We start from the raw sequence: 4,656 nt of genomic DNA, 5'->3' as shown, positions 1-4,656 counted from the left end.
ATCTCGAGAGGTGATCTTCGTCCCGACAGGCATGCCGTGGCAGAAGGACAAGGAGAAGGTCACCGCCGGTGAACATCGGTATCTGATGACCGTCATCGCGACGGCATCCAATCCGCAGTTCACCGTCAGCCGCGTGGACATCGACCGCGGAGGCCCCACCTACACCATCGACACCTTGCGCGATCTGAAGAGCACACGTCCCGACGCGGAGCTCTTCTTCATCACGGGAGCCGATGCGATCGCCCAGATCCTCGGATGGCGCGATCATGATGATCTCTGGGACCTGGCCCACTTCGTGGCGGTGTCCCGGCCGGGACATGTCCTGTCCACCGAGGGCCTTCCCGAGGACGTCGTCAGCAGACTCGAGATCCCCGCCCTGGCGATCTCGTCCACCGACTGCCGTGAGCGGGTGAACCGAGGCCACCCGGTGTGGTACCTCGTGCCCGACGGCGTCGTCCAATACATTGCGAAGCACCACCTTTACCGGAGCGAGGCATGAGCACACCCGACCAGCCCGATACTCCCCAGCTGACCCGCCGTCAGTTGCGCGAGATGCGCAACACCGCCTCGACGCCGGTGATCACCCCCGCGGATGCCGAGAAGGCGACTCAGCCCGCCGAACCGACACCTCCTGTCGTCGCGCCGCTGCCGCGCGCGGCCGAACCCGTCGAGGTGGCCGAGGCACCGCCCGCGGCGGCAGATGTCGACGTCGAAGCGCCGTCGTTCACGCGCCGCGCCGCGCGCCGCCAGGAGCGGCTGCGGACGGCCTCGGTGCCGGTCGCCGACGAGACACCAGCCCCCGCCGCGACCAGTTCCGAGGCCCGCCCAGAAGACGTCACCCCGGCGGATGCCACGGCGGAGAACGCCCCCGAGCCCGCACAGGACGAGGAACGTCCCGTGGTCGCGCCGACGTTCGGTTCAGGTCTCCTTGCCGGTGAGAGCGTGGAGATCGACCTCCCGGCATCCTTCGATCAGCTCTTGACGCGCGGCAGCACCGCCACGGGGGCGCTGTCGGCGCCCAATGCGCTGATCCTGTCGCAGACACCGGAGACCGGTGCGCTCGTCTCGCCGATCACGGGCACAGGAGAAGTCCTCATCACCGGGACGTTCTCGCTTCCCGAGTCGTTCGGGTCGACCGGCACCATGCCGGGTCGGACCGACAACAAGGAGACGGACGCTGTCCTCGTCGACGGCGAACTGCCCGCCTCCTCTTCACCCACCCCGATCGCGGCCAGTTCCGCGATCAGCACGATCAAGAGTGCCGAAGACATCATCAAACCGCCCGCGCCCGAGAAGGGGAGCCGGCTGATGCTGGCCCTCGTCATCACCGCGGGGGCGCTGGCGCTGGCTTTGACCGGCGTGCTGATTGTGGCCCTCGTGACAGGAGCATTCCGATGACCGCCGCCGACACCACCCGCACCCTCGTGAACGTCGCCGCGGCGGCCGCCGAGAGCAAGGGCGCCGAGGACCTGCTCGCCTTCGACGTCTCCGAGCCTCTGCCGCTGGTGGACGCCTTCCTCCTCGCCACCGGATCCAGCGAGCGCAACGTGGCCGCCATCGCTGACGCGATCGAGGAGGCGATGCTCGAGAACGGTGTCAAGCGTCTTCGCCGCGAAGGCCGCCAGGAGTCGCGGTGGGTGCTCCTCGACTTCGGCGACCTCGTCGTCCACGTCTTCCACGAGCAGGAGCGCGTCTTCTACGGACTCGAGCGGCTGTGGAAGGACTGCCCGATCATCCCGATCGAGGTGCCCGCACCCGCCGTCGCGGACTGAGTCGTGTTCGTCGCACCCCTCGGCATGTAGTAAGCTTGAGGGGTTGCCGCGGAGCGGTGACAAACTGAAAATGGGCCTGTGGCGCAGCTGGTAGCGCACCTGCATGGCATGCAGGGGGTCAGGGGTTCGAGTCCCCTCAGGTCCACCAAGAACCCCCGGGTAGCTCCCCGGGGGTTTCGCGTTTTCGTCGGAGATTTCGCCGATTCCTGAGTGAATGCTGTGCGTTTGGCCTGATCGGGGGTAGCGTCCCATGCGTGGCTCGCGCGCTCGCGAGAGCCAGTGCCCCACCAGGACGGAGTTTCATCGATGAAGTTCTTGCAACGCTTGGGTCGGTCGATCATGCTGCCGGTGGCCGTGCTGCCGGTGGCCGCGATCCTCTCCGGCATCTCGTACTGGATCAGCTCCGCTGCGGGCGGTGCCAACACCGCCTCCGCCTTCCTCGGCGCGGCCGGCGGGGCACTCCTGGACAACATGCCGCTCCTGTTCGCCGTCGGCGTGTCGATCGGTATGGCCAACAAGACCGACGGCACGTCGGCTTTGGCGGGCCTCGTATCGTGGCTCACGATCACCACCCTCCTTGCGCCCGCCACGATGCAGAAGCTGCTGGGGCTGGGGGAGTTGGGCGATGTGAACCCCGCCTTCGGCAAAGTCCAGAACGTCTTCGTCGGCATCGTCGCCGGCCTCATCGGCGCGTGGTGCTACAACCGGTTCAAGGACACGAAGCTGCCCGACGCGCTCTCGTTCTTCTCGGGCAAGCGCTCCGTCGCCATCGTGACGGCCGGCCTGTCGCTCGTCGTCGCCGTCGTGCTGATGTTCGTGTGGCCCGTCGTCTTCGGCGCGCTGGTAACTTTCGGCGAGTGGATCTCCACGATGGGTCCGGTGGGAGCCGGAATCTACGGCTTCCTGAACCGTCTGCTGATTCCGACAGGTCTGCACCACGCGCTCAACTCGGTGTTCTGGTTCGATGTGGCCGGCATCAACGACCTGGTCAACTTCCTCAACGGCACCGGAACCTACGGCGTCACGGGCCAGTACATGGCCGGGTTCTTCCCGATCATGATGTTCGGTCTGCCGGGCGCGGCCCTCGCGATGTATCTCACGGCCGACACGCGTCGCAAGAAGATCACCTACGGAATCATGCTCTCGGGCGCGATCTCCTCGTTCTTCGTCGGCGTCACCGAGCCGCTGGAGTTCTCCTTCATGTTCGTCGCGCCGTGGTTGTACCTCATCCACGCTGTCTTCACGGGCATCTCGGTGATGATCACCGCGATGCTGCCCACGCGCCTGGGCTTCGGCTTCTCGGCGGGCTTCATCGACATGGTGCTGCAGTGGACGAACCCGATGGCCGAGAACCCGTGGATGCTGCTGCTGCTCGGCGTCGCCTGGTTCTTCATCTACTTCTTCACGTTCTACTTCGTGATCAAGCGCTTCAAGCTCAAGACGCCCGGCCGTGGCGACGAGCTCGACGAGCAGGACGCCGACAACGCTGGCACGAGCCTTTCCGGGTATCACGGCACGGCGGAGAAGTTCATCGCGGCTCTCGGCGGCAGGGACAACATCATCGAGGTCGACAACTGCGCCACACGTCTACGGATGGAGATCGCCGACCCCTCTCAGGTCGATGAGCACGCCCTCAAGCGCGCCGGAGCCGCGGGGACCATCAAACCGGGAGGCCACTCCGTGCAGGTGGTCTACGGCCTGAACGTCCAGTTCGTCAAGGACGCGATGGAGGACATCCTCAACGATCGCACCATCGAGGCTTTCCGCGGGGCCGATGCCGGCCAGACCGGCGCACTGGCAGGCTTCGTCGGGGGTGTCGGTGGCGCCGCGATCGCCGCGGGTGCTGCTGCCGAGCAGCGGCTGGATTCGTCGGTTCCGCCGGCGGTCCTGCAGCTTCGTCAACCGGTGGCGGGCCGCGTGCTCGCACTTTCCGAGGTTCCGGATGCGATGTTCGCCCAAGGAACGATGGGCCCGGGCCTCGCGATCGACCCCACCGGAGACACGATCGTCGCGCCGGCCGGCGGCACGGTCGCATCGGTCTTCCCGACCGGGCATGCGATCGGCCTCGCTCTCGCGGACGGCACGGAGCTTCTGATCCACGTCGGCATCGACACGGTCGACATGAAGGGCGACGGCTTCGAGACGCTCGTGACAGCCGGAGACACGGTCGAGCCCGGCACGCCGCTCCTTCGCTTCGACCCGGAGAAGATCCGCCGCGCGGGGCACTCCGCGATCACTCCGGTCATCGTGCTCAACAACGAGGATGCGACGATCGAGTTCGCGTAGGGATCGAACGATCCTGCCGACGACGGCGGGACGGGCCTTCGGGTCCGTCCCGCCGTTCGTCACGACAGGGGTGCGATCAGCTGCGGACCGTTGTTGCGCACGTTGCCGACGGCGCGGTCGACTTCTCGCATGAGCATGCCGTCCACCAGGGCGGGGGCAGCGTCGATCGTCGCGTCCAGCAGATCGCCGACGTTCTCCGTGGTGGGGTCGAGCCACACATCGGCGTAGTCCGCGTCGATGAACAGCGGCATGCGGTCGTGAATCGAGCCGAGCTGACCCACGGCATCCCTGGTCATGATCGTGAAGCTCAGCACCCACCGCGAGGGGTCGTCCGCGGCCTTCGCGGGGTCTTTCCACCACTCGTAGAGACCGGCGAAGAACAGCGGCTCGTCGTCAGACGGGTGGATGTAGTACGGCGTCTTCACGCCATCTTCGGTCTTCCACTCGTAATAGCCGGATGCCGGGATGACGGCTCGCCGCGCGATCAGCGCCTGCCGGAACATCGGCTTGTTCTCGACCTCTTCGGCGCGTGCGTTGATCGCCTTCGCACCGATACCCATGTCCTTTGCCCACCCGGGGATCAGACCCCAGCGCGCCG

The 4,656-nt window shown here is 66.6% G+C and carries 5 protein-coding genes and 1 tRNA gene; 5 read left to right on the top strand and 1 reads right to left on the bottom strand.

The window, feature by feature from the left end:
* The 5 genes from nadD to nagE all read left to right on the top strand — a co-directional run.
* The coding region (gene nadD / locus I5I_RS13700) for a nicotinate-nucleotide adenylyltransferase (RefSeq protein ID WP_036320910.1) at positions 1–499 on the top strand (499 nt) is incomplete at its 5' end.
* Positions 496–1,398, top strand: a complete 903-nt coding sequence (locus I5I_RS13695) for a hypothetical protein (protein WP_036320908.1) — start codon at positions 496–498, stop codon at positions 1,396–1,398. The genes nadD and I5I_RS13695, both read left to right, overlap by 4 nt.
* Positions 1,395–1,772, top strand: coding sequence for a ribosome silencing factor (rsfS, locus tag I5I_RS13690; protein WP_036320905.1), 378 nt, complete (start codon positions 1,395–1,397; stop codon positions 1,770–1,772). Before I5I_RS13695 ends, rsfS begins: the two co-directional genes overlap by 4 nt.
* A 72-nt stretch (positions 1,773–1,844) precedes the next feature.
* Positions 1,845–1,920, top strand: a tRNA-Ala gene (locus I5I_RS13685).
* Between the two features lie 158 nt (positions 1,921–2,078).
* On the top strand, positions 2,079–4,058 hold the full coding sequence (gene nagE / locus I5I_RS13680; RefSeq protein WP_036320903.1) for an N-acetylglucosamine-specific PTS transporter subunit IIBC: 1,980 nt from the start codon (positions 2,079–2,081) through the stop codon (positions 4,056–4,058).
* Between the two features lie 59 nt (positions 4,059–4,117).
* Here the strand turns inward: nagE and I5I_RS13675 are convergent.
* On the bottom strand, positions 4,118–4,656 hold a 539-nt coding region (locus I5I_RS13675; RefSeq protein WP_036320901.1), incomplete at its 5' end, for an SOS response-associated peptidase.

The sequence above is a fragment of the Microbacterium sp. B24 genome, from assembly GCF_000333415.1.
GTDB lineage: Bacteria > Actinomycetota > Actinomycetes > Actinomycetales > Microbacteriaceae > Microbacterium.
The sequence above is the reverse complement of the archived record's forward strand: the minus strand, read 5'-3'. Positions and strand labels throughout refer to the sequence as shown.